24 protein-coding genes and 1 tRNA gene are annotated in these 23,302 nt (G+C 46.0%); 8 read left to right on the top strand and 17 right to left on the bottom strand.

Translation table 11 applies throughout. The annotated features are described in order from the left end of the window. Positions 1–177: 177 nt before the first annotated feature. Together KOD92_RS26420 and KOD92_RS26415 are read left to right on the top strand one after the other, a co-directional pair. Complete coding sequence (locus KOD92_RS26420) at positions 178–2,457, top strand: ATP-binding cassette domain-containing protein (protein WP_215236616.1); 2,280 nt, start codon at positions 178–180, stop codon at positions 2,455–2,457. 37 nt (positions 2,458–2,494) lie between these two features. Beyond that, entirely contained in the window at positions 2,495–5,029 is a 2,535-nt protein-coding gene (locus KOD92_RS26415; protein ID WP_215236615.1) for a glycoside hydrolase family 95 protein, read from the top strand. Between the two features lie 37 nt (positions 5,030–5,066). Here the strand turns inward: KOD92_RS26415 and KOD92_RS26410 are convergent, their stop codons facing one another. From KOD92_RS26410 to KOD92_RS26370, 9 genes are all read right to left on the bottom strand, one after another. Further along, a complete protein-coding gene (locus KOD92_RS26410) occupies positions 5,067–5,267 on the bottom strand; it encodes a helix-turn-helix transcriptional regulator (RefSeq protein WP_215236614.1) in 201 nt (66 codons plus the stop codon). 9 nt (positions 5,268–5,276) lie between these two features. After that, positions 5,277–5,762 (bottom strand): hypothetical protein, encoded by a 486-nt coding sequence (locus KOD92_RS26405; protein ID WP_215236613.1) that lies wholly within the window; start codon positions 5,760–5,762, stop codon positions 5,277–5,279. Between the two features lie 101 nt (positions 5,763–5,863). Continuing rightward, a complete protein-coding gene (locus KOD92_RS26400; protein ID WP_215236612.1) occupies positions 5,864–7,165 on the bottom strand; it encodes a sensor histidine kinase in 1,302 nt (433 codons plus the stop codon). Position 7,166: 1 nt separating this feature from the next. Continuing rightward, positions 7,167–7,487, bottom strand: coding sequence for a circadian clock KaiB family protein (locus KOD92_RS26395; RefSeq protein ID WP_215236611.1), 321 nt, complete (start codon positions 7,485–7,487; stop codon positions 7,167–7,169). Continuing rightward, positions 7,484–7,789 carry a circadian clock KaiB family protein gene (locus KOD92_RS26390; protein ID WP_215236610.1) on the bottom strand — a complete coding sequence of 102 codons (306 nt, stop codon included), beginning with the start codon at positions 7,787–7,789 and terminating at the stop codon, positions 7,484–7,486. The genes KOD92_RS26395 and KOD92_RS26390 overlap by 4 nt, the downstream gene beginning before the upstream one ends. 24 nt (positions 7,790–7,813) lie before the next feature. After that, on the bottom strand, positions 7,814–9,484 hold the full coding sequence (gene kaiC / locus KOD92_RS26385; RefSeq protein WP_229254896.1) for a circadian clock protein KaiC: 1,671 nt from the start codon (positions 9,482–9,484) through the stop codon (positions 7,814–7,816). Positions 9,485–9,618: 134 nt separating this feature from the next. Next, positions 9,619–10,011, bottom strand: a complete 393-nt coding sequence (locus KOD92_RS26380) for a response regulator (RefSeq protein WP_215236608.1) — start codon at positions 10,009–10,011, stop codon at positions 9,619–9,621. Positions 10,012–10,121: 110 nt separating this feature from the next. After that, positions 10,122–10,194: transfer RNA gene (locus KOD92_RS26375), tRNA-Thr, on the bottom strand. Between the two features lie 112 nt (positions 10,195–10,306). Further along, entirely contained in the window at positions 10,307–12,211 is a 1,905-nt protein-coding gene (locus KOD92_RS26370; protein WP_215236607.1) for a DUF349 domain-containing protein, read from the bottom strand. 104 nt (positions 12,212–12,315) lie between these two features. On the opposite strand from KOD92_RS26370, the gene pdxH reads away from it, so the two are divergent. Then, on the top strand, positions 12,316–12,957 hold the full coding sequence (gene pdxH / locus KOD92_RS26365) for a pyridoxamine 5'-phosphate oxidase (RefSeq protein WP_215236606.1): 642 nt from the start codon (positions 12,316–12,318) through the stop codon (positions 12,955–12,957). A 62-nt stretch (positions 12,958–13,019) separates the two neighbouring features. Here pdxH and KOD92_RS26360 read toward each other — a convergent pair whose 3' ends face one another. From KOD92_RS26360 to KOD92_RS26335, 6 genes are all read right to left on the bottom strand, one after another. Beyond that, positions 13,020–14,300, bottom strand: coding sequence for a citrate synthase (locus tag KOD92_RS26360; RefSeq protein ID WP_215236605.1), 1,281 nt, complete (start codon positions 14,298–14,300; stop codon positions 13,020–13,022). 289 nt (positions 14,301–14,589) lie between these two features. Continuing rightward, the gene (locus KOD92_RS26355) at positions 14,590–15,069 is read right to left on the bottom strand and encodes a hypothetical protein (protein ID WP_229254888.1); all 480 of its coding nucleotides are present in this window, start codon (positions 15,067–15,069) and stop codon (positions 14,590–14,592) included. Positions 15,070–15,096: 27 nt separating this feature from the next. Then, positions 15,097–16,053: a tRNA (adenosine(37)-N6)-dimethylallyltransferase MiaA gene (gene miaA, locus KOD92_RS26350; RefSeq protein ID WP_215236604.1), complete on the bottom strand. Its 957-nt coding sequence runs from the start codon at positions 16,051–16,053 to the stop codon at positions 15,097–15,099. Positions 16,054–16,070: 17 nt separating this feature from the next. Continuing rightward, entirely contained in the window at positions 16,071–16,958 is an 888-nt protein-coding gene (locus KOD92_RS26345) for a hypothetical protein (RefSeq protein WP_215236603.1), read from the bottom strand. Positions 16,959–17,051: 93 nt separating this feature from the next. Further along, positions 17,052–17,657 (bottom strand): outer membrane beta-barrel protein, encoded by a 606-nt coding sequence (locus KOD92_RS26340; protein WP_215236602.1) that lies wholly within the window; start codon positions 17,655–17,657, stop codon positions 17,052–17,054. Positions 17,658–17,815: 158 nt separating this feature from the next. Next, on the bottom strand, positions 17,816–18,661 hold the full coding sequence (locus KOD92_RS26335; protein ID WP_215236601.1) for a methylated-DNA--[protein]-cysteine S-methyltransferase: 846 nt from the start codon (positions 18,659–18,661) through the stop codon (positions 17,816–17,818). A 73-nt stretch (positions 18,662–18,734) separates the two neighbouring features. Between KOD92_RS26335 and KOD92_RS26330 the strand changes: the two genes are divergently transcribed. Next, positions 18,735–19,067 (top strand): hypothetical protein, encoded by a 333-nt coding sequence (locus tag KOD92_RS26330; RefSeq protein WP_229254887.1) that lies wholly within the window; start codon positions 18,735–18,737, stop codon positions 19,065–19,067. A 217-nt stretch (positions 19,068–19,284) separates the two neighbouring features. Here KOD92_RS26330 and KOD92_RS26325 read toward each other — a convergent pair whose 3' ends face one another. Then, entirely contained in the window at positions 19,285–20,268 is a 984-nt protein-coding gene (locus KOD92_RS26325; protein ID WP_215236600.1) for a Gfo/Idh/MocA family protein, read from the bottom strand. A 93-nt stretch (positions 20,269–20,361) separates the two neighbouring features. On the opposite strand from KOD92_RS26325, the gene KOD92_RS26320 reads away from it, so the two are divergent. From KOD92_RS26320 to KOD92_RS26305, 4 genes are all read left to right on the top strand, one after another. Beyond that, positions 20,362–20,583: a VF530 family protein gene (locus tag KOD92_RS26320; RefSeq protein ID WP_215236667.1), complete on the top strand. Its 222-nt coding sequence runs from the start codon at positions 20,362–20,364 to the stop codon at positions 20,581–20,583. Positions 20,584–20,637: 54 nt separating this feature from the next. Beyond that, a complete protein-coding gene (locus tag KOD92_RS26315) occupies positions 20,638–21,516 on the top strand; it encodes a DnaJ C-terminal domain-containing protein (RefSeq protein WP_215236599.1) in 879 nt (292 codons plus the stop codon). A 12-nt stretch (positions 21,517–21,528) separates the two neighbouring features. Beyond that, positions 21,529–21,828, top strand: a complete 300-nt coding sequence (locus KOD92_RS26310) for a chaperone modulator CbpM (protein WP_215236598.1) — start codon at positions 21,529–21,531, stop codon at positions 21,826–21,828. Between the two features lie 81 nt (positions 21,829–21,909). Continuing rightward, positions 21,910–23,142, top strand: a complete 1,233-nt coding sequence (locus tag KOD92_RS26305) for a DEAD/DEAH box helicase (RefSeq protein WP_215236597.1) — start codon at positions 21,910–21,912, stop codon at positions 23,140–23,142. A gap of 68 nt (positions 23,143–23,210) precedes the next feature. On the opposite strand, the gene KOD92_RS27815 is transcribed toward KOD92_RS26305, so the two are convergent. Then, the gene (locus KOD92_RS27815) at positions 23,211–23,297 is read right to left on the bottom strand and encodes an IS3 family transposase (RefSeq protein WP_406566161.1); all 87 of its coding nucleotides are present in this window, start codon (positions 23,295–23,297) and stop codon (positions 23,211–23,213) included. Between the last annotated feature and the right edge of the window lie 5 nt (positions 23,298–23,302).

Raw genomic sequence — 23,302 nt, 5'->3', positions numbered from 1 at the left:
GTTTTTAAGGCAACAGCAATTTCCGGGCTACGGATTCCAGCTTTTATCAGTTTTTTTAATTTTTATTTTCCCACTATTTGAGCCGATAACTATCATTTTGAAAATTTTTCAGGAAGTTTGGCACCGGCTTTCCTTTTCAGTCTGCAAGTATTTATCGACCACCAACCAGTCATTTAAATGGACAGATTTCAGGAGTACATCGAAATTCGTGGCGCGCGTGAGAATAACCTCAAAAACGTATCACTAAGGATTCCCAAGCGCAAGATCACCATCTTCACAGGGGTATCGGGTTCCGGCAAATCTTCCATCGTTTTCGATACCATCGCGACCGAGGCCCAGCGGCAGCTCAACGAGAATTTCAGTATGTTTATCCGGAATTTTCTCCCCAAATATGCCCAGCCAAATGCCGACGCCATTGAAAATCTGAGTATGGCGATCGTAGTCGACCAAAGAAGGCTGGGAGGCAATTCGCATTCCACCATGGGCACGATCACGGACATTTCTCCCGTGCTCCGTCTTTTATTTTCAAGAATAGGTGAGCCGCATATTGGCGGTTCAAATGCATTTTCCTTCAACGATCCGCAGGGTATGTGCATAGAATGCAATGGATTGGGGCGGAAAATGGGGGTTTTGGCCGATACTTTTCTTGATATGGATAAGTCACTGAACGAAGGCGCTGTACAGGTTCCGGTTTTTGCTACCTGGGAGAAAAGCAGCTACGCGAGTTCTGGTTTTTTTGATAATGATAAAAAGCTGTCGGACTTTACCGAAGAGGAGATGGATTTGCTGCTTTATGGTAAAAATATGAAGTTCAAGATGCAGGTCGGCGGCGGCACGATGAATGCGAGTTACCTGGGTATTATTGAGAAATTTGAAAGGTCTTACATTAAAAGGGATATCAAAACCCTCAGCGAGCGCACCCAGAAAGCGGTAGCACCTTACATTGCATTGAAACCCTGCCCGGCTTGCAAGGGGGCGCGGCTAAGCCAGGCTGCGCTGAGCTGCAAGATCAAAGGGAAGAATATTGCTGAAATGTCGGCACTGGAAGTTTCCGAATTGCTTGCGATCATTAATGATATTAAAGAACCGGTTGCGGCCTCGATGGCGGCTACGTTGTCCGAAAGGTTGCAGCACCTGGTGGATATTGGCCTCGACTACCTGAGCCTCGACCGCGAAACGAGCACCTTGTCGGGCGGTGAATCGCAGCGGGTGAAAATGGTCAAGCATTTGAGCAGCAGTCTGATAGACGTGATGTACATATTCGACGAGCCCAGTGTGGGGCTGCACCCGCGCGACGTGCACAGGCTGAACGAGCTGCTGGGTAAGCTCAGGGATAAAGGCAATACGGTTATCGTGGTGGAGCACGATCCTGACGTGATCAAAGTCGCCGATCATATTGTCGACGTGGGCCCGCATGCGGGTAGTAATGGTGGCAATATCGTTTTTGAAGGTACTTTCGACGAACTGATCCATGCGGATACCCTCACAGGCCGGCATATCAAACAGTCACTGCCGATCAAGGAAAATTCCAGGAAAGCTTCTGGTAAATTATCGGTACTTAAAGCGAATGTGAATAACCTGCACAATGTGAGTGTGGATATTCCGGAGGGCGTTCTTACAGTCGTAACCGGCGTGGCAGGCTCGGGAAAAAGCTCGCTGATCAACCACGTTTTTCTTAAACAACATCCCAAAGCGGTCGTTATCGACCAGTCGGCTGTGGGTACTTCCACGCGTTCTAACCCGGCTACTTATACAGGGGTAATGGATGATGTGCGCAAAGCGTTTGCCAAAGAAAACGGGGTTAGCGCGTCGCTTTTCAGCTTCAACTCACAGGGCGCGTGTGAAAATTGCCAGGGACTCGGCGTCATTTACACCGATCTCGCATTTCTGGATGGTATCAAAACACCTTGTGAAGTTTGTGAAGGAAAGCGATTCAAGGAAGAAGTACTGGCTTATAAGCTCGACGGGAAGTCTATCTCAGATGTTTTGGAACTTACTGTTTTGCAGTCACTTGATTATTTCAAACAAAAAGATATCCGAAATAAATTGCAGGCGATGAGCGACGTCGGGCTGGATTATCTTACTTTGGGACAACCACTAAGTACTTTATCGGGCGGCGAGTGCCAGCGGATCAAGCTGGCCAGTGAGCTGCATAAAAAAAGCGGCGTGTACGTGCTGGACGAACCGACTACCGGTTTGCACATGTCGGATATCTCGCATCTGCTATCTATTATGAACCGGCTGGTAGACTCGGGTAATACGATGATCGTGATCGAACATAATCTGGACGTGATCAAAAATGCGGACTGGATCATAGATATGGGACCAGACGGTGGGACGAAAGGTGGAAAAGTGGTATTTGAAGGCACACCAGTGGAGTTACTGAATGCAACAGGTTCGATTACAAGTCAGTATCTGAGAGGCGCCAATGCGGGAAAAACCTACCAGCAGTTTTAACAAAAGCTTACTATTTCATTTTAACAATAACCAGAATATGATCAGACTGTTTCCTTTCAATAAATGCAAAGTGCCTCTAATCGTCGGTATTGTGGCCTTTTTTGCATTTGCCAATATAAGTCAAGCCAGCGCGCAGCAAGATTTGAAGCTCTGGTACAAACAGCCCGCGCGCAATTGGAACGAAGCGCTACCGATCGGAAACGGGCGGATCGGCGCGATGGTATTTGGCCGGGTGAACGAAGAGCTGATCCAGCTAAATGAGGAGACATTGTGGTCGGGCGGGCCGGTAAACAACAATCCTAATCCGCACGCATACCAATACCTGCCGCAGGTAAGGAAGGCGCTCGAAAATGAGGATTACAAGCTTGCCGAGGAACTTACCAAGAAGATCCAGGGACTTTTCACAGAATCCTATGAGCCGCTGGGCGACCTGATGATCAGGCAGGAACTGACCGGAACGCCCACAGCCTACCGGCGAGAACTTGATATTTCGAATGCACTTTCAACTACGACTTTCACGGTTGACGGCGTGGATTACAGTCGGGAGATATTCATTTCGGCAGCCGATCAGGTCATGGTTGTGAAGCTCAAAACCAGTAAGAAAGGCGCGCTCAATTTTACTGCATCTACAATTAGTCCGCTCGTTTACAACAATGTAGTAATAGCCAAAGACGAGCTCGCGATGAAAGGCCAGGCGCCCGCGCACACGGACCCGAACTATATGCAGACGATGGAAATACCTGTGACTTACAACGATCCTTCGAAATGCAAGGGAATGCGTTTTGAGTTGCGGGTAAGAGTGAAAGAATCCGACGGGGAAGTGTCCACCGATACTGCGGGCGTTCACGTTCGCAATGCGAGCGAGGTAGTGCTGCTACTATCAGCGGCAACGAGTTTTAATGGATTTGATAAATGCCCGGATAAGGAAGGAAAAAATGAGGTTGCGCTTGTTGAAAAGTATTTGCAGTCTGCTAACGCAAAAAATTACGACGTTTTAAAATCAGCTCATATTACTGATTACCAGAAGCTTTTCAACCGCGTTAGTTTGAACCTGAATGGAAACCCGGCAGCCGACAAGCCGATGGATGAGCGCCTGAAAGATTATACAGAAGGTGCAAAAGATCCTGCATTGGAGGCGCTTTATTTTCAGTTTGGGAGATATTTGCTGATTTCCAGTTCGCGCCCGGGCGGTATCCCGGCCAATTTGCAGGGAATATGGAACCACCAGGTCCGCCCGCCGTGGAGCAGCAATTTTACGACAAATATCAATACCCAGATGAACTACTGGATGGTCGAAAGTGCCAACTTATCCGAGCTGCACGCGCCGTTACTTGACTTCATCAGCCAGCTGGAAGTAACGGGCACCGAGGCTGCGAAGAATTTTTATCGTGCAAAAGGCTGGGTGTTGCATCATAATTCAGATATCTGGGCAACTACCAATCCGGTGAGCGGCAGCCCGTCGTGGGCTAACTGGCCGATGGGCGGCGCGTGGCTTTGCCAGCATTTGTGGGAGCATTACCAGTTTACGGGTGACAAGGAATTTTTGGCCAAAACCGCCTATCCACTGATGAAATCGGCTGCGCTTTTTTGTTTGGACTGGCTTATTGAGGATAAAAACGGTAAGCTCGTCACTTCGCCTGCAACGACGCCAGAGAATATTTTTATTGATGAAAAAGGATTTAAAGGTTCGGTTTCAGTCGCTACTACAATGGATATGTCCATTATCTGGGACCTGTTCACCAATCTGATCGAGGCTTCTGAAAGAACCGGCACCGATGCCGAATTCAGGAAACTGCTGATTGAAAAACGCAGTAAGCTTTTTCCATTGCAGATTGGTAAAAAGGGGAATTTGCAGGAATGGTACAAGGATTGGGAAGAGGCAGAACCTGAGCATCGGCACATTTCGCATTTGTTCGGACTGTTTCCCGGCCGTCAAATTTCGCCGATATATACCCCAAAATATGCCCAGGCTGCCCGAAAAACGATGGAGTTGCGCGGCGACGGTGGTACCGGTTGGAGTAAAGGTTGGAAAATCAATACCTGGGCGAGGCTGCTGGACGGCAACCACGCATACAAGCTTATTCGCGAACAGCTAAAACTGACGGGTGTTGAAGGAACCAACTATGCGAAGGGAGGCGGTACCTATCCGAATTTGCTGGATGCGCACCCGCCTTTTCAGATCGATGGGAATTTTGGTGGCACTTCTGGCATAACGGAAATGCTGTTGCAAAGCCACGACGGATTTTTGAATATCCTCGCTGCAATTCCCGACGACTGGGCGAGTGGCGAAGTGAAAGGATTGCGTGCGCGTGGTGGATTCGAAGCAGATATTACCTGGGAAAAAGGTAAAATAACAAAGCTGGTTGTTCGCTCAAAACTGGGTGGAAATTGTCGGATCGGCGTGCCGAATGCATTGAAACTGAGCGGAAAGAAAATGAAAGCTGCTACTGGTGAAAATGCAAATGACTTTTATGCATCACTACATACGGGCTCAGAAAAAGCAAAAGCAGAGAAATTGATATTCGACTTCCCTACGGAAGCAGGTAAAGAATATGTTTTGACTGGGAAATAGACAAAGCCAGCTCCTATTAGAGCCACAGGAAAGACAATCAATCCTGTGGCTCCAATGTGAAAATTTCTTCAACAGGCTTATTGAAAACCTGGGCGAGCTTGATAGCCAGGATCGTAGACGGGACATATTTACTTGTCTCAATCGAATTGATCGCTTGACGCGATACTCCCACTTTTTCCGCCAGTTCAGCCTGTGTTATCCGCAGGATTGCCCTCTCGACGCGAAGCGTATTTTTCAAAATTCAATATTATAAAATTAAATCCTCGTTGGACCTTAATCGGATCATGTAGTAGTACCGTGAAATATAGGCGATCCAAAAGCCTGCAAAACTGACAGATAGGATCGCGGTAAAGGTATTTTCCATTTGGTAGTTTCCGGAAAAATAGAAAAAGCAGTACATCACAACTCCGACACAAAGCTGCATCAGGATCGCAAACTGAATAGATTCAAGCCGGACCTTGTAGTAAAATTCGTCCCGCTCGCGCGACATGAAAAAGAATAATAAACCAACAGCTACCAATGCGATAGAAGTGTATTCGAAGATTGCATTGATCTGCCAGAAGTTGGCCGGGTAGGGGTAAGAGCCGTCGGCGGTGGTATTGCCGGGAGCAAGAATCCTGTAAACATTAATCAACCCTTCCTGGCTTGCAACTGCCAAACCAAGCAGACCTAAAAAGATCATTGCCAAACCACTGGCCTTGAAGCCGGTGGGTAGTAAGAATAATTTGTTCATAGCACATAGTTTAAATTAGGAATAATCAAATGTAATCCAAACATTCCTTAATGTCAACTATGCATTACATTTAGGCAAAAAAAATTTAGTGACCAATTTCATTAAGCTTCCATTGAACCACGTTTTTCCTGATGGATAGGTAAGCTGATGATGAAACGTGCACCATGGCCCTCGCGACTTTCTGCGGAAATAGAGCCGTTATGTTTGTCCAATATCTTCTTTGTAATCGCGAGCCCGATACCCGATCCTTCATATTTTTCTTTGGTATTCAAGCGTTCGAAAAGGGAGAATATCCTTTCCTGATACTGCTTGTCGAAGCCGATCCCGTTATCGGAAATCGCGATCTTACATATTGCCTTGTCGGGTTCGTTGTCGCGTTCCAGCTCATTTACAGCTTCGCAGGTGATTTCAATAACCGGCGGCTCGTCCTCTTTTGAAAACTTAATAGAGTTACTGATCAGATTTTGGAATACCTGCTTGATTTGCGGTCGGTTGGCCTCTATTTTCGGGAAATTGTCGATTCTGACCTGTACTTTCTTTTCACTCAAAAGTATTTCATAGTCTTCCAGCACCTCTTCGACGACATCTTTTAGACTGATCAGCTCGAAATTACCGGCATGCGTAGAGAGCCTGGAATAATCGAGGATATCTGCAATCATCGTGCGCATCCGCTGAGAAGCAGTTATGATCTTTTCCAGATGCTTTTGACTTTCTTCAGGCAGCTCAATCTGATGGTTGTTTTTGAGCATCGTCGAGAATATCAGGATCTTGCGCAAAGGCTCCTGCAAATCGTGGGATGCAACTGAGGCGAATTGTTGCAGGTCGTAATTGCTCGCTTCCAGTTCACCGTTGATTTCTTCCAGCCGCCTGTTGTTCTCTTTCAGCAGGTACTGAACATTTTTCTGAAAAGTAAGATCCGTGACAATGATACTCAACGAGGGACCCTCGTCTAGCTGCAACATAGTAACCGAAACCTGGCAGGGTACCAGCTTGTCATTCCTGCGGATTGGAAGCTCCATTTTGGTGTCCTCTTTCCAGCCATTTGTAAATAGCTGCCGGTACAATTGCATGGCGCTTTCCGGCAAGAAATTCTCAAAAGAGGAACCAACTACCTTCGAAAGCGGCTCGTTGACCATCGTCGCGAACATGGAATTGGAGTAGAGGATAACACCAACTTCATTGAGCGTGACAGCTCCTTCATTCATTTTCTCGATAAATACCCTATAAGTCTGATCGGCAGTTTTGAGGGTATACAGTTGTAGTCCCTGCTCACCGTCGTTCACCACGAGCGCGTCTACCTGTCCCGTCCGAATGGCGGTAATGGTATCCGTGGCTTCCTCGAGACGCATTGTAAGCTCTTGGTTTTCTCTGACCAGTTCCTCGTAACTCTTTTCTGTACCCATTTCAATTTTGTGGAATTCCAAGTCCCCGAAGGACCTTTTCAGTATCCGACATATCTCCTATCAGTCTTCTCTCCGGCACGGGGCTGATTTTGATCAGCAGTGGCAGGGCGATCAGTTGTTCCTTTTCTGCGCGCCATTTCTCCTGGTGCACGTCAACAATTTCCAGTGTGTATCTGTCTTTAATATATTTCTCGCAAATTTCTTTCAGATTGATGACGGCTCGAATTGAATTCATGGAGGCACCGGTAATAAACAGCCGGAGGACGTAATGTTCATCCTCTTCTTCGTGTTCGCCACCATAGTGTTGCAATGCCTCGCTCATTCGAATTTAGCGGCTGGGCGGATATTAAGTCCAACCAGCACTTTTTCTTCATTTGAAAGATCGCCTATAATCTTCCGGATTGGTTCCGGTACTTTTTTGACCAATGTCGGTATGGCAAGTATCTGGTCACCTTCTGCCAGTTGCGGGTGAACGAGCAAGTCTATCACCTCGATCACATATTTGCCTTTCAGATGTTCCTCGCAGTACCTTTTTAAATTAGTAAGCGCGGTCACTGACCGTGCGGTCTTTCCTGCAACATATAGCCGCAGCTCCCATAATTCTTCCTGTTCTATTTCTTCCATATTGTATTAGTTATGAAGGGTTCATTATTCATCACGCTTTTGAGTCATTTGACGGCGGTTATCTTCCATGATGTTCTTTTTAAGATCATCTTCGATATAACTCTTGTTAAGCTCGTCTTGCAGCGACTCGAATTCTTCTTTCAATGATGAAATCTTGGATTCCAGCACCAGTCGTTTTCGTTCTATTTCCCGATCCTTTCTAGTCACAGCGTGATCACGAAGGGCTACGCTTGTTTTTTCAAGAAGCAATTGGGTCTCCCGTGCTGAACCCGTCAATACGCCCTCCGGACCAAGGAATACTTCTACCAGTTTCAGTCCTTCGTCCGATATCACAAATTCGCGTACCTGGTTCGAATGCTTCATTCCACGGGATTTCATCACATATAGTCCGCGGTTTCGCTCACCGTTTAGTTCAATATCCCGCACAAGCAGCCACGCGTCGACCAGAGAAGATATACCTTCGTCGGTCTGTTCGGTTTTGTTGTCGTTATAGGCAAGAGCAGTGAACATCACCGTGATCTGCGCAGCCTGTAAGTAGTCGATTAGCCTGGTAAGCAAACTTTTAACTTCACTTGCAGTACCTACCGTGATCAGGTTGGTAATCGGGTCGAGCACGATGATGTCGGGCTTGAATTTGTCTACCATTTTGGTTATTGATAGCAAATGCATTTCCAAACCGTTCAAGGTAGGACGCGATGCGCTGAATTGCAGAAGTCCGGTGTCCAGGTGCTCTTGCAGATTCACATTGATCGAGTGCATATTCCGGACAATCTGTTGCGGCGACTCCTCAAAAGCGAAGTAGATGCAGCGCTTTCCATTTTTACAGGCTTCATTGATAAAACTGCCCGCAATACTCGTTTTTCCGGTTCCCGCGGTACCCGAAACAAGGATACTGCCGCCTTTGAAGAAGCCTTCGCCGCCCAGCATTTTATCCAGAGCCGGAATTCCGGATGAAACACGTAAAGAGGAAACTTGATGGTCGAGCCGAAGCGAAGTAACCGGCAATACGGAAATCCCTTCTTCATCGATCAGAAAAGGATATTCGTTGGTTCCATGCACGGAGCCCCGGTACTTAACAATGCGCAGGATCCGGGTGGATATCTTATTTTCTACCCGGTGGTCGAGCAGGATCACGCAGTCGGAAACATATTCTTCCAATCCCTGACGGGTAAGCGTTTCGGCCCCTCTTTCACCAGTGATAATAGCAGTAACTTTTTTCTCTTTCAGCCACTCAAACAACCTGCGCAGCTCAGCACGAAGTATCGCCTGGTTGGTAAGTCCTGAGAAAAGGCTCTCGATCGTATCGAGAACAACGCGTTTGGCACCCAGACTATCTATTGCGTAGCCCAGTCTGATAAAAAGTCCGTCGAGGTTATACTCGCCGGTTTCCTCTATTTCGCTGCGTACAATATGTACGTGGTCGAGCTTTATCAGCTTGTCTTCCTGAAGTTGATTGAGATCGTAGCCAAGCGAAGCGACATTGATAGCAAGTTCTTCGGATTTCTCCTCGAATGCTACGAACACGCCCGGTTCGTTGTATTTCTTAGCTCCGTGAACAAGGAATTCCATTGAAAATAAGGTCTTCCCTGATCCGGCTGCCCCGCATATCAGCGTAGGTCTGCCCATTGGTAATCCGCCCGCCGTAATTTCGTCCAGGCCACGAATGCCTGTTGGTGTTTTTTGAAGAACTTTCATTGCTGATTCTGAGTTCGAGGATTCTGTACTCATCTTAAAGTATTATGGAATGCGATCAAGACTTTTGCGTTCAAAAGCCCAGATAAAAATATCATGCCGCCAAAGCGCCGGGATACGGTTTACAGGGGAAGAGGTTATTGCAGAAAACGCTGTTTGAGCAGTCCTACCAGATCATTAAATTCATCGAACGTATTTGGCTTGGGCATAAAACTTTGAACGCCAGCCTTATACGCTTTCTCGTAAAGATCCTGGCTGGGGGAGGTTGATATCATCACAACCGGTATTTCAGCAACGTGGGGCATTGCTTTGATCTGTGTCATCGCTTCAAGACCATTCATCTTAGGCATATTCATATCCAGAATGATGAGCGAGACATTCAAATCAGGCTTTTTCAGGAAGTTTATCAGTTCTGCTCCATTTTCAGCTTCGATCACTTTTGCAGAAACCCCGCAGGATTTAAATGCTTGTTGTATAAAAAAGCGATCGTCACTGTCATCATCAGCCAGAAGCACAATATTGTCACTCATCGAGGCGGGGTAAAGTGTGATTTTACAAAAATCACAAAATCCGTACTATTATCAAAACGCGGCAGCGCAACAAAAAAGCACTTAACAATGAAGTTAAGTGCTTTCTGATGAGCCCCCAGTCGGGATCGAACCAACGACCTACTGATTACAAGTCAGTTGCTCTACCAGCTGAGCTATGGAGGCTTTTATTATTTATGATTGCGGTTTCTTATTCCGTTATCATGGTGCAAAAGTAGGCTCAGGGAATATACAAAGCAATATTTTGCACAACTTTTTTCGAATTTTTTTAAAGCTTTTAGATAGCTTCCTGAATAATAGTGAGTTGGTGTTTCAGCTCTTCCAGCTGGCCAAGCGCACTATTGATCTTTCTGTCGAACTCTGCTTTCAGTCTGTCTGATGTTTTAGACTTCGCAAAAAACTCGATGTTGTTCTGCCAAAGCGCGATGTCATTTTCAAGCTGCGTGATCTTGCGTCGGATGTCGCTTTCTTTTCTGTAAAGCGTGCGCGTGTTATCGCTGTCCCTCACCAGTTCCACTTCACTTTCCAGTACGGCCTGCTCTTTTTCTTTGTTTGACAGCTGCCCGATCGCGCCAACGTAGGTATTAATTGCCGCAATGTAGCGTTTCTGGACAGTTTGCATATCCTTCTTAGGTACAAAACCAATCGAGCTCCATTCAGATTTGAAAGCATTCAGCAAATTCAGTGACGACTCGTCCTTGCTTTTCGCTGCCGCTTCGATCCGCTCGATCAAATCCAGCTTCTTCGCCAGATTACCTTCAAACTCTTCTTCAACTTCTTTGTTCTTTTCCCGTTTCTTGTCAAAATATGCGTCACAAGCTTTTTTGAACCGGTCGTAAATAGTGTCTTTATATTTTTCAGGAACCTGACCAATACCTTTCCATTTCTTTTGCAGTTCAATGACCTTCTGTGTAGTAGCTGGATTATCTTCGCCTGCCGCCAGTAATTCTTCCACTTCCACGCACAACTGCGTTTTCAGATCAAGATTCTGCTCTCTTTTCGATTCCAGCTGACGGAAAAACTCACCCTTGTTATTGAAGAAAGTCTTTAACGCAGCCCAGAATTTCTTGCTCAGGTCTTTTCCTTCCTCACGCGGCATTATTCCTTTCAACGCCACCCATTGATCCTGGAATGCCATGATCTCTTTGGTCTTCGCATTCCATTCTTTTATGCTGCCAGAGTTGTAGGTAGTAAAAGGAACAATAGCTTCGTAGATTCCGAGCTTCTGTTCGTAGTTTTCCTGCATTGTTTTTTTCTGCTCCGCGAACTGGCCTCTTTGTGCATTGTATAGCACATCCATAGCCTCTTTAAAGCGTTGCCAAAGTTTTTCCTGTTCCTCTTTCGGAGCAGGGCCGAGGTGTTTATAATCTTCGAAAATGTGGTTAGCCTCGTTCAGGATCTCCTTGGTCATCGGCCGGTTTTCGAGCGATTTGGCCAGTTCTTCCACCTTTTCACAGAGCTCTGATTTCAACTCTGCATTACGGCGCCTGTCCAGTTCCTTTAATTCGAAATAGATATTCCTGTTGCTGAAATAGCGGTCGATCAATGCATTATAAGTCGCCCAAAGCGTACCATTATGCGGCGAAGCAATGTTACCCGCTGATTTCCATTCTTCCTGGATCTTTTTAAATTCTTCCCAGCTGGACTTCAATCCCGTCGCATCAGTTTCGCGGCCGCCTTCCTCTTCCAGTAGTGACCGCAGGCGCTGGATTAAGGAAGTTTTTACATTGAAATTCTTCTCTTTTTCTTTTTCCTGAGATTGATAATAAGAGTTTTTCAAACCCTTGATCTCGCGGCTCAGCGAATCTATTTTCTGAGTATCGGCATCATATTTATATTCAAAACCCTCTTCACCGCCATTGTCGGCAATATATGCCTGCAATGCAGTTTCTCTTTCCCTCAATTTGATCTGATCAAGTACCGGACGTATTTCCCTGGAAACAGTTTCTGCCTTTTTAAGCAAGGCAGGTTTTGCACCCTCCTCACGAATCGCAGCCAGCTCATTTTCTAATATTCCAATCAGCTGTTCTTTCGACAATTGGGTGTAATCAACGTCTGGCGCCACCTCCTCATGCTCTTCCGTTAACTCATTGTTAAGATCAATTTCAAGGGTGTCAATCGACTTTTGTGTCAGGTCTTCCTGCTCCTCGCTTTTGACCCCTTCTTGTTGTTCTTGTGCCATCGTGATTCTAGTTTCGTACGTACGTCTTCTCGGATTACAAATCTAACAATCTTTCCCTTGAAATGGCTACTTTTGACGTCCTAACATTGATATATTAGCACCAAATGGATCATAAAATTGCCGGAATTCGCTACGATTATAGTTTGAAAGGTCTCAATGAAGTAGATCTGGATACAAATCCGCTGAAACAGTTCAAGTTATGGTTTGATGAGGCTGTTCTGGCGGGTGTTTCCGAAGCGAATGCGATGCTGCTCAGCACGGTTTCGAACGGTCGCCCGTCGGCCCGGATCGTGCTGCTGAAAGACCTCAACGAGACCGGGTTTTCCTTTTTTACAAATTACGAGAGTAAAAAGGGCAGGGACATGGAGGAGAACAATCAGGTGGCGCTTACCTTCTTTTGGAAAGAGCTTGAAAGGCAGGTGCGGATTGAAGGAATTGTTGTTAAAACCAGCCCGGAAGAATCGTCTGAGTACTTTGCTGTGCGACCTCGCGGAAGCCAGATTGGCGCGTGGGTTTCGGAACAGAGTGAAGTGATTCCGGACCGAACTTTCTTAGAGGAAAAAAAGAGAGAATTTGAGGATAAATTTGAAGGCCACGAAGTACCGCGCCCGCCGCATTGGGGAGGTTACCGCGTAATCCCAGAACGAATAGAGTTCTGGCAGGGGAGACCCAGCCGATTGCACGACCGGCTAGTTTTTGAGAAAATCGGGGAGAATAGCTGGAAAGTAGATCGGTTATCACCATAAAAATGCCCCCAAGAAGTGTCTAACTTTTTGGGGGCGTTGTTTTAAAACCAGTCTTCTTATTACTATCTCTCGCTCATCGCGACAAAATCTCTTTTGGGAGCGCCTACGTAAATCTGACGCGGGCGGCCGATTGGTTCTTTATTAGCCCGCATTTCTTTCCATTGCGCAATCCAGCCCGGAAGCCGGCCGATAGCAAACATAACCGTAAACATATTGGTAGGAATTCCCAATGCGCGGTAAATGATTCCTGAGTAAAAATCTACATTCGGGTACAACTTTCTTTGTACGAAATAATCGTCCTCCAAAGCCGCTTTTTCCAATTTCTGGGCAATTTCCAATACAGGATCATTGATACCCAGCTTGTTCAGTACGTCGTCGGCAGCTTTTTTGATGATGCGGGCACGCGGGTCAAAGTTCTTGTAAACCCGGTGACCAAAACCGAACAAACGGAAACCGCTCGTTTTGTCTTTTGCCATATCAATATACTTCTGAGTATCGCCGCCGTCATTTTTGATCGCTTCCAGCATTTCGATCACTTCCTGGTTTGCACCGCCGTGAAGCGGGCCCCACAAAGCGCTGATACCAGCCGAGATCGACGAATAAATATTAGCGTGGGATGAACCAACAAGCCTTACCGTAGAAGTAGAACAGTTTTGTTCGTGGTCAGCGTGAAGGATCAGCAGCTTATTCAATGCAGCCGAAACCACCGGATCCACATTATATTTCGCTACCGGGAGCGAAAACATCATATTCAGGAAATTGGAACAATAATCCAGGTCATTCTGCGGATAGTTGACCGGGTGTCCCTGCGATTTTTTGTAAGACCAGGTCGCAATAGTCGGCAGTTTTGAAAGCAACCGAATGATATGCAGCTGGGTTACTTCTTCGCTATATTGGTCACTGTCAGGATAGAAAGAGCTCATGGCACTTACCAGCGAAGACAAAACGCCCATCGGGTGCGCATTCACCGGAAATCCTTCGAAAATCTTGCGCATATCCTCGTTCACCAGCGTATGCGTTCTGATTTCGTGCTCGAAGTCAGCAAATTGCTTTTCAGTAGGCAGCTCTCCATAAATCAACAGGTAAGCTACTTCCAGGAACGACGCCTTCTCGGCCAAATCCTCTATCGAATATCCTCTGTAATTCAGTATACCTTCTTCACCATCCAAAAATGTGATAGCGCTTTTTGTAGCACCGGTATTTTTATAGCCGGCGTCAATAGTAATATACCCTGTCTGGTCCCGCAGCTTCGCAATATCAATCGCTTTTTCCTGCTCACTTCCTTCAATTACCGGGAACTCAAACTTTTGACCATCAAGGGTTAATTCAGCTATTTGGGACATATAATTAAGAATAAAATTAAAAAGGTTAATGACGGGACAGGTCCGGATCAGGCCAACGCATTCCAAAGATTTTGCCCGACGCTGATTTACTTATCCAACAAATTAATTTTGTGTTAAATAGCCCGGGAATCGGCGATTTCCGCGTCCAAGACAAGCCGCAATATCCTAAAAAACCGCGTATTTTCTATTATTATCCATGTTTAATTTGTGAAAAATCAAGTCCCAAACAATAATATTTTATAATTGAGCGGAATAGTACCAATATTATATTGAGCCGACTAATCTGCATTCAAATAGGTCCATCGGGCGGTTCCACACCACTATTTTCCGAACTTCCAACAGCACTGATTCCCTTGCTGTTTACCTCCGCGACGAGGATCCTTTTGAACAAATACCTGCTAAAAATGCCGATCAGGATCACCGGCATCAAATGCGCGCCGTAGATAAATGCCTTACCGGTAAGTCGGTACGAGAAGGAGGAAAAAGTGACATACACATACATGAACCAGGCCAGGGCGACAGCATCCAAAAACAGGAAAGTGATCAGCGCTGGTTTCTTCTTCATAAAACGGTAAGCCAGCTCGCTAAGTGCCAATGCAATTCCGACCGTCAATGCTACTGTAAATAACGCCCTCGGAAAATTGCGGATATAGGTGTGTTTGTAAACAAAAATGCCAATCCTGCCGATCAGATTGGGGTGCGCCAGTAAGTACGCGTCGGTAATGGTCAATACCAACAATAGCAGGAGGCTGCTTATTTTTCTGTTCATTGCTTTTTATGACGCCATTTTTAGGTGTTAACTCTTACTTCTCTGTGCTTCAAAACCAAGATATTGCTGCGCGATATATTCAATTTTCTGTCGCTCGTTCCAGTCATCGTTTAGCCAGTGAATTGCCAGCCCGTCCTTTTCCATTTTCCTGAAAAACGTCATTTGCCGCTTGGCGAAGCGATGGATTTCTGTTTCGAGCTTACTTTTCATAGTCGCAAAGTCCAGCTCGCCGGTCAGGTACAGGGTAATGTATTTGTATTCCAAACCATAATAAATCAGTTGATCTGGCGTCAATTTTTTCAAAAGCTGCTCTACTTCTTCAACCAAACCGTTTTCAAGTCGCTGGTTTAGTCTGGTACTGATACGCTCGCGGCGGATTTCGACGGCCGGGTTCAGTCCGAAAATGATACTTTGCTGCGCGAGATCTGGCTTTGCGAACTGGTTACCAGCCGCCGGGTCGGCAGACAGATATTCAGAAATCTCGATCGCACGGATCAGGCGCTTCCTGGTTGAAGTATCTGCAAGTTCCTGGTAATCTGTGCTATATGTTTTGAAACGTGCAAGTAGCTGTTCATTCGAAAGCTCCTGTAATTTTGCCCGCAAACTTTCATTAACCGGAATAGCCGAATACGCGTGGCCTTTCAGTAATGCATAAATATAAAACCCGGAGCCGCCGCAAAGAATCGGTACCCGGTTTCTGGAAGCAATACCTTCGTATACCTTCTCAAAATCGTGCTGGTAGTCGTTCACATTATATTGAGTGCCCGCATCTGCAATATCGATCAGGTGATAGGGGACAGGTTTCCCGGCAAGCTGATATTCGCCAAGATCCTTGCCGGTACCGATATCCATTTCCCGGTATACCTGCCGCGAATCGGCGCTTATTATTTCTCCGTCGAGCTCTGCCGCAACCTGCACTGCCAAATGTGTTTTTCCGGAGGCAGTAGGGCCGAGAATAACCTGCAGTGGCTTTGTTATTTGCATATTCCCGACATTTAAATCTAGTTGAGGATCTGTTTTACAAACTTAATGCTGCCCATATTCCGGATCTCCATATCGTTTTCGCGCACTTCACTAGCTGTTCCGGTCTCAGTTTTCCGCTGCATTGTTTTTGTGTCAATATAAAAAGCTTCGGGCTGCGTCTGAGCGATTTTTTTAAATCCCAGTTTGTTATAACTGGCTCCCGCAGACCATTCTACATCGGCATAAGTCATAATATCTCCCGGCTCTTTTTCCCTGATAAAAGCCTGCAAAAGTTTGTCCAGCCCGCCGACTACATTGCAATCGCGCAAACTGGCAAACCGGATCAATTCGTGCGAGCGGAGTGGATTCGTTTCTTTATTGAAAATACGTGGATAGCTGAAAGTCGCAACAGCTACCAGCATTTCAGTAGAGCCTATTTCCGGTGTAAGCATTTCATTCAGAACGCGATAGTAGCTGGCCGGGAGGTAGAGCCCGTATTTGTATTTAGCAGATACCGGACCATTTAAATGGTTTTCTGCCAAAAAACGGTCGGTCGTTTCTTTGTCGATGCGGCGAACTTTGGTGAGGCGCGCGGGTATTTTATGTGCTAGTCCAAGAATTGCCGAAAGCCGCGACCGGACAATCTCCTTTTTATTCAACCAAAAATCCTCCCATAAAACAACAGTCGTCAAACCGCTATCACGAACATGCTGAACATGTTGAATACACGCAGGCCACTTATCCACTGCATTTTCATTAGCCCAAACATCCAGATCGATCAGTACCAGCGCAAGTCTGTTTTGGTTATTTTTAAAAATATGAAATACCGTAAAAATGCCGGCAATCTTTTGCGCTTCCCTGCATTCAAAACCCATTGATAAGAACCAATCTGATATCTGATCTTTAAATGGGATTGAAGCTTTCAAGAGGCGTTATTTTCGGGAAAGTTAGAGCCGAATATGGACAGAACAAAAAAAACGCGCCTTTCGACGCGTTTTTAACCAGATTCAAGAAGTGGATTACTTACCTCCCAAACCGAAAATTACACCCACATTCACGCCGCCAAAATTCGAAGTCGATTCGAAATCGACATTGTTCGGCCCGCCAGTGGTTGAGTTATGGTTTTTATTTCCAAATACAAAGTGGTAAATACCTTCCACCTGGATACCCAAATTACCGAATGCAAACAGTAAACCTGCACGCGGCGCTGCACCGAAATTGCTGTGGCGCGAGGATTCTACGATCGTATTTCCGTTAAACTCTGCATTGTATTTCGAGAAGTACACACCCGCGTCACCGCCTACATACGGACGGATAAGTCCTTCTGCGAAAAAATAGTCAAGGGTACCAGTTACCGGCATCAATGTTCCGGTGGAGCTCAGCGTCTGTCCGGCGATGGTGTAATCGCTTCCGTCTGCGTAAATTTTACCTGCCACACCGACTGCGAACCTCGGCGAAGTGAACACGCGCAGGTTAACCCCACCGCCTGCTACCGTTTTGGAATCTTCCACATTTGATTTTGCAATTCCACCCTGAAGTCCGATGGAAAACTGTGCGTAGCTGGCCGAGCTAAGTGCGGACACGAAGGCAACGATGGCCAGTGTGCGGAATAAGGTCTTTTTCATGTCTGATGATTTGGTTGATTGATGGATTATATACCCTCCAATATCAGTCCATCATGAAAAAGTTGAATTGTAAAGAAAAATTAGGGTCTAATACACAAGGTGTTAGGATACCATTTGCGCGTTATTATGCTATTTGTTGACGACAGTTGCTGTGCAAATTATTCCTCATTGTGGTGGGCGGCCTCCCAGCCGATCAAAGCTTTTTTGCGCAGACTACCCCAGCGATATTCTCCCAAAATACCTTCCTTTCGGATCACGCGGTGGCAGGGAATCAGGTAGGCAACAGGGTTGTCACCGACAGCGGTACCTACTGCCCGAACTGCCCCTGGGTGGCCAATGCTATTCGCAATTTGCTGGTAGGTTGTCACGGCGCCGTTGGGAATATTTAATAATGCTTCCCAGACCTTTAATTGAAAATTGGTACCCTGCACAAGCAGCGGCAGTTTTTCCAGTGATTTTTTATCAGCACTGAATATCCTGCGAATGTAAGGCGCTGTAACCTCCTGATCGGCAGTAATTTCGGCGTAATGCCATTTTTTAGCCAGGCGGATCAGCTGGTCTTCTTTCGAATCTGCGTCAACAAATGCCATCGCGCATATACCGCGCTCAGTGACAGCCAGGAAACAATTTCCAAACGGTGTTTCGTGGTAACCGTAGCGGATCGCCAGCCCCTTTCCCGAGCTCCTGAATTCCTGCGGGGTAACTGCCTCAATGGAAGTAAAATGATCGTAAACGCGGCTCTGGCTGGATAAGCCGGCGAGCTCGGCGAGTTCTGTCAGGTTTGCTGATTCCCGGATCTTTTCTTTCAGATAACCGGCTGTAATATATTGAAGGAATTTTTTGGGACTCACGCCGGCCCATTCCGAGAACACGCGCTGGAAGTGGAACTGACTAATGTTAACCTCCTCTGCCACATCAAAAAGCGACGGTTGTTCTTTTGCATTGGCGACGATAAATTCAATCGCCTTTGCAATTTTTTCGTAATTATAAGTTTGCTGGTCCATTGGATGAATGTTTTGTTATACAAATCTGGTATGTATTTTTATCGTCTTCAACCTGAAACTTGCTCAATAGTCCATGAAACAAAACGATCGCAAAACATCCTCAATTAGAAAATTGGCAGCCACATTAGCAGTTGCATTTCTTTGTTCAACCGGCGCATTTGCCCAGAATTTTAAAGCGGACCTGAAAAAGCTGGACGGGCAGATTGAAGCGGATTATAAAAACAAGAAACTGTCTGAAAATGAATACCGCAAGCTTAAAAACGAACAGGAGATCATTAAACTCGCCATTGAAAAAGCGATGGCCGACGATAATATGACACCTGACGAGAAGAATAAGATCCATTCAAAAATAATCAGATCTAAGAAAAGACTCGGTAAGTACAAGACCAACCGGGAGATATATTAAAAAGAAGAGCTCCTTTCGGGAGCTCTTTTCTTAGTATTCCTTCTTACTATCTTTTTTCGCCTTTTTATCCGCGCGTTTCTCCTTCAAAGATTTTTCGGCCTCCTTTTTGGTGCTGCCTTTGTCAAGATTCTTACCTTTTGCCATGACTGTCGATTTTGAGTTAGAGTTTTACAAATAACAGAATTAGTATAAAATTTTGTATCAGCAAAAACGAAAATTATTGCTTTTGCGTAATCCAGTCCATGATCAGGTTGGCCCGTGCGCCTGTCTCGCCGGTGCTCGGACATTTTTCTTCGCCCCGTAAGTCCTGAACGATCAGGTCAATAAGTGGCTGCTGCACGTGCTTGGGGTAGGGGATATTCAGCGTTTGCGTTCCTTTTTCAGTTTCGATCACAATATCAAATTTCTCAAAAAAAGAAAAGCTGATCCTGCCTTTTGACCCCACGATCTGTGCGTGATCTGCTCTTTGCTCCTTATTAACGGTGTAACACCAGCTGCCTTTTCCCAAAACGCCCGATTCAAATTCATAGGTAGCGACCACAATATCGTCGGCGCTATAAAGTCCGGCCTGGTTGCGCGCGATACCGGAAGCTGATTTTACCGGCCCGAAAACATATTCCAGTAAATCAAACTGATGCGACGCAAGGTCATGAAAGTGACCGCCGCCGGAAACTTCGGGATCTACCCGCCAGCGGGGTTTTGGCTTGCTGCCAATTTCCTCTTCATAAGGCTGCCATTGCAGGTAAATATCCACAAAACGAATATCGCCGATCACTTTGCTATCGATCAATTCTTTTACTTTGAGAAAATAATCGAGCGCGCGACGGTAATAGGCTACGAATACGGGGATGCCTGTACGTTTGCTTTCTTGGTTGATCCGCTCGCATTCGGCGAAGGTGCGGCCCATCGGCTTTTCAATATATACTGGTTTGCCCGCCTGCATTGCTTTGATAGCGAGTTCCTCGTGAGCGTCGGGTGGAGTGGCAATGTAAATCGCATTCACTTCCGGATCATTGATCAGCTCGTCGGCATCGTCGTACCATTTCGGTACATTGTGCCTGGTTGCGTAATCCTCGGCCAGTTCGGCATTCCGGCGCATTACCGCGACCAGCTTTGAATTTTTTACCTTATTGAACGCGGGTCCGCTTTTCACTTCGGTCACATTGCCGCAGCCAATGATCCCCCATTTGATTTGATCCATCAGAAGAAAAAAAGATTTGAACTAAACTATTGGCTTAATAATTATTTAGGAGGTTAAATCTACTTTAAAACTTATATGAAAACCGAGCTTGAAATGCAAAATCAGCCCAATAATCCACTTCATGGAAAAACACTTGAATCAATTTTAAACGAGCTGGTGGAATATTACGGGTGGGAACAACTGGGTTATCATATTAATATCAATAGCTTTAACCACGAACCGAGCGTTAAGTCGAGCCTGAAATTTTTACGTAAAACACCCTGGGCAAGGAAAAAAGTGGAAGATCTTTATATCGAAATGCTGGAACGAAAATGATGGGATTTCAACCTGCACGCTATTCATTAATCCACATTATATAGTGTATTGATTATGCCATTTCTAGATTATTATCAAATCCTCGGCGTCGACAAAAGTGCCGACGAGAAAGCGATTAAAAACGCTTACCGGAAGCTTGCACGCAAATTTCACCCCGACCTTAATCCCGACGATAAGGAAGCTGAAAGGAAGTTTAAGGAGCTGAACGAAGCGAATGAAGTATTAAGTGATCCCGAAAAACGCAAGAAATACGACCAGTATGGAAAAGACTGGCAACATAGTGACGAGTTTGAAAAAGCGCGTCGCGCACGTAGTAATGCGGGTAATCAGCAAGAGTGGTACTCGGGTGGCGGTGATCAGTTTTCGGATTTTTTCGAATCCATGTTCGGGTCGGGCAGCGGCTTCGGCGGCGGGCGGCAGGCTCGTTTTCGAGGTCAGGATTATCAGGCCGAAGTAAATCTCAATTTGCAGCAGGCCTACGAAACGCACAAGCAGACATTGTCTGTAAATGGCCGAAACATTCGCATTACAGTCCCGGCCGGCATTGAAAACGGACAGACCATTAAAATTCCGGGGCATGGCGGCAAGGGCAGCAACGGCGGTCCCGACGGAGATCTTTACATTACTTTTCAGATCAGAAACGATGAAAAGATCAGGCGGACCGGAAACGATCTGCATATTAAAGCTGAGCTGGACCTTTATACTGCGGTGCTCGGAGGCGAGTTGATCCTGGATACTTTTAGCGGAAAAGTGAAGCTGCCGGTGAAACCCGAAACGCAAAACGGAAGCGTGGTCCGGTTGAAAGGGAAAGGTTTTCCGGTGTATAAAAAGGAAGGGGAGTTTGGAGATCTGTACGTGACATTTGACGTAAAAATTCCTAAGAACCTGACCGAGCGTCAAAAAGAATTGTTTCTCGAATTGTCAAAATCCTAAATCCATTTTGTTATGGAAAATGATCAATTGATAGCTGTTGATACATTCTGCACTTACTATGAGGTGGAATATTCGTTTGTTGAATCACTTCAAAACAGCGATCTGATCGAGCTGGTGGAGGTGAACGAGAATAGATTTTTACAAATTCCGCAACTTCGGAAAATCGAACGCCTGATCCGCCTACACCGCGATCTGGACATTAATATTGCGGGTATTGAGGCCGTCGACAATTTGCTGAACCGGGTTGATAATCTGAGCCGCGAGATATTGTCACTCAAAAACCGGCTGAGGTTTTACGAGCGGGACCTGTGAGTTAATCGGCGGTTTTAACCTACTTTTGATGCTTTCTGCATATTTGAGGCAGCTGTTTTCTGCCATTGTTATTCTCTTGTTATGAAATTCGAAGACTATCATATTTCGTCCGAAATCAAGCGAAACCTGGAAACTGCCGGTTTTAAGCGACCTACGGACATTCAATTTAAAGCCATTCCTGCGATCCTGAAAGGGGAGGATGTGCTCGCTATTGCGCAGACGGGAACTGGCAAAACGGCCGCTTTCGCGATTCCGGTGATCGATTTGCTGGCCCGCGACAAGACTTCGGGTCGTACCGACGGTATCAAATGTGTGGTAATGGTTCCTACGAGGGAACTCGCTATTCAGATCACGGAAGTCTTTACGAAGCTTGCAAAGCACACGAAAGTTAAAGTTTTTAGTGTTTTTGGCGGGGTAGAGCAGGAGCCTCAGATCGCGCAGCTGGAAAAAGGCATTGATATCATGGTTTCAACACCCGGGCGGATGTTTGACCTGGCGAGCCAAGGACATATTAAGTTGGATAAAGTGGATATCTTGATCCTGGACGAAGCCGATCACATGTTGGATCTGGGCTTTATCAAAGATATTCAGGATCTGATCAAGCTGCTGCCCAAGAAAAGGCAAACGCTTTTTTTCTCGGCTACTATTAATGAAACGATTAAAAAACTGGCGTACTCGCTGGTCCGGAACGCGATCCGTATTCAGATTTCTCCCAACAATCCTGTCGCCCGCAATATCAACCACTCGGTAGCTTTTGTGGATATGGATGATAAACGTTTCTTTCTCGAAAGGACGATCAAGTCAAATCCTGATAGCAAGATCCTTGTTTTTGTACGAACAAAAGTGCGCGCCGAGCGCGTATTTGCAGCTCTGGACAGAATGGAAATTAAAAGTCTGACCATTCACGGAGATAAGGATCAGGCGGAGCGGGTGAAAGCATTGAACCAGTTTAAAACGGGAGAAACAAAGGTATTGATCGCTACGGACGTAAGTGCGCGCGGGATCGATATCCCGAATGTGGATTATGTGGTAAACTATGATATGCCAGAGCAGCCCGAAAATTACGTGCACAGGGTAGGGCGGACGGGCCGCGGGACGCAAAAGGGACTTGCAGTTTCATTTTGCAGCCCGGAAGAAAAACCTGTTTTGGAACAGATACAGGAATATCTCGACAAACCGATCGACGTACTAAAAATCAGTCACACTGATTACTCCGCGACTTTGGAATATACGACCGACCAGAATGACGATCTGAATGCTCTGATGAAAGAAGTAGAAGAATATCAGAGTTCAAGGAAAGGGAAGAAGAAATAGAAATTGGAAGATACAAAAAAGAGCCGCTGCATCGTGGACTGAACCCCAAAAGTTGGACGGTTTAAAATTTAGCGATTAGTGTGATGAGCCCGGTATTGTGCCGGGCTCATTCCATTTAAGTTCAGCCTGATCCTTTCATTGTTGTAGTATTCAATATATT

It is taken from the genome of Dyadobacter linearis, from assembly GCF_907165045.1.
GTDB classification, from domain to species: domain Bacteria; phylum Bacteroidota; class Bacteroidia; order Cytophagales; family Spirosomataceae; genus Dyadobacter; species Dyadobacter linearis.
The sequence above is the reverse complement of the archived record's forward strand: the minus strand, read 5'-3'. Positions and strand labels throughout refer to the sequence as shown.

Coding starts and splice junctions, on each gene's coding strand:
- kaiC (WP_229254896.1), bottom strand. CDS start 9,484: ATGAAAGTTCTTCAAAAAACACCAACAGGCATTCGTGGCCTGGACGAA.
- KOD92_RS26395 (WP_215236611.1), bottom strand. CDS start 7,487: ATGAGCGAGGCATTGCAACACTATGGTGGCGAACACGAAGAAGAGGAT.
- KOD92_RS26380 (WP_215236608.1), bottom strand. CDS start 10,011: ATGAGTGACAATATTGTGCTTCTGGCTGATGATGACAGTGACGATCGC.
- KOD92_RS26390 (WP_215236610.1), bottom strand. CDS start 7,789: ATGGAAGAAATAGAACAGGAAGAATTATGGGAGCTGCGGCTATATGTT.
- miaA (WP_215236604.1), bottom strand. CDS start 16,053: ATGCAAATAACAAAGCCACTGCAGGTTATTCTCGGCCCTACTGCCTCC.
- KOD92_RS26420 (WP_215236616.1), top strand. CDS start 178: ATGGACAGATTTCAGGAGTACATCGAAATTCGTGGCGCGCGTGAGAAT.
- KOD92_RS26335 (WP_215236601.1), bottom strand. CDS start 18,661: ATGGACCAGCAAACTTATAATTACGAAAAAATTGCAAAGGCGATTGAA.
- KOD92_RS26340 (WP_215236602.1), bottom strand. CDS start 17,657: ATGAAAAAGACCTTATTCCGCACACTGGCCATCGTTGCCTTCGTGTCC.
- KOD92_RS26405 (WP_215236613.1), bottom strand. CDS start 5,762: ATGAACAAATTATTCTTACTACCCACCGGCTTCAAGGCCAGTGGTTTG.
- KOD92_RS26305 (WP_215236597.1), top strand. CDS start 21,910: ATGAAATTCGAAGACTATCATATTTCGTCCGAAATCAAGCGAAACCTG.
- pdxH (WP_215236606.1), top strand. CDS start 12,316: ATGGATCATAAAATTGCCGGAATTCGCTACGATTATAGTTTGAAAGGT.
- KOD92_RS26330 (WP_229254887.1), top strand. CDS start 18,735: ATGAAACAAAACGATCGCAAAACATCCTCAATTAGAAAATTGGCAGCC.
- KOD92_RS26370 (WP_215236607.1), bottom strand. CDS start 12,211: ATGGCACAAGAACAACAAGAAGGGGTCAAAAGCGAGGAGCAGGAAGAC.
- KOD92_RS26315 (WP_215236599.1), top strand. CDS start 20,638: ATGCCATTTCTAGATTATTATCAAATCCTCGGCGTCGACAAAAGTGCC.
- KOD92_RS26320 (WP_215236667.1), top strand. CDS start 20,362: ATGCAAAATCAGCCCAATAATCCACTTCATGGAAAAACACTTGAATCA.
- KOD92_RS26310 (WP_215236598.1), top strand. CDS start 21,529: ATGGAAAATGATCAATTGATAGCTGTTGATACATTCTGCACTTACTAT.
- KOD92_RS26415 (WP_215236615.1), top strand. CDS start 2,495: ATGATCAGACTGTTTCCTTTCAATAAATGCAAAGTGCCTCTAATCGTC.
- KOD92_RS26325 (WP_215236600.1), bottom strand. CDS start 20,268: ATGGATCAAATCAAATGGGGGATCATTGGCTGCGGCAATGTGACCGAA.
- KOD92_RS26355 (WP_229254888.1), bottom strand. CDS start 15,069: ATGAACAGAAAAATAAGCAGCCTCCTGCTATTGTTGGTATTGACCATT.
- KOD92_RS26360 (WP_215236605.1), bottom strand. CDS start 14,300: ATGTCCCAAATAGCTGAATTAACCCTTGATGGTCAAAAGTTTGAGTTC.
- KOD92_RS26400 (WP_215236612.1), bottom strand. CDS start 7,165: ATGGGTACAGAAAAGAGTTACGAGGAACTGGTCAGAGAAAACCAAGAG.